Consider the following 691-nt stretch of genomic DNA (forward strand, 5'->3'; position numbering starts at 1 on the left):
GAGGGGGAGGCAGTGTCATGGCAGGAGCTCGTTCTGTCGGTTCGACAAACCTTGTGTCACTGTTCGCTAATGCACAGCACGACGACCGGGTTGTCGGTGCTGACCCAGTCGAACGAGCAGGACGACGAACTTGTCACCCGATTCGTCACGCGGTGCGTCGCGCTCGACGATCCGCAAGCGGCTTCGCTGACAGTGACCGAGCTGGTTCCGTCGCCGTTCTCGGCACCCAGAACACGTGAAATGCAATCGCCCACCGAGGCATTCTCGATGACCTCGGCCGTGCTCGACCAGCTGGAAGATGGCGTCGTGGTGGTGGTCGTGTACGTCGAGTACGACTGTGTTGCCTGCGTGGAGTAGTAATCGGACGAGGAACTGTCGGAGTCGTAATCGCTGAACGCACTGGCCACCGTTCCCGCCAGTGCGAGGAGCCATACCAACGACAACACCCAGATCGCGGTGAAGATGTAGCCAATTATCAGCCCAGCCAACGCCAAACCGCGCCCTTGCTCGCCGGTGCGCTTGATCTGCGACAACGAGATGTGACCCAGGACGATCCCCAGTGGGGCCAGGAAGATGGCGCCGATCAATGCAGCGATCGCGAGACCGTTGGTGGTCGGCGGCCGATACCCGTACGGCGGTTGTCCGTTCCAGTACGGCTGTTCCTGGCCCTGCGGCGGCAGCGGTGGTGGAG

General features: G+C 61.9%; 1 protein-coding gene. It reads right to left on the bottom strand.

Features of this window, described 5'->3' with window-relative positions:
• Positions 1 to 56: 56 nt before the first annotated feature.
• On the bottom strand, positions 57 to 691 hold a 635-nt coding region (locus CH289_RS28970), incomplete at its 5' end, for a DUF4190 domain-containing protein (RefSeq protein WP_306427534.1).

Origin of the sequence: Rhodococcus sp. RS1C4, from assembly GCF_002258225.1 — a bacterium.
In the GTDB taxonomy this organism is placed as follows: Bacteria; Actinomycetota; Actinomycetes; order Mycobacteriales; family Mycobacteriaceae; genus Rhodococcoides; species Rhodococcoides fascians_E.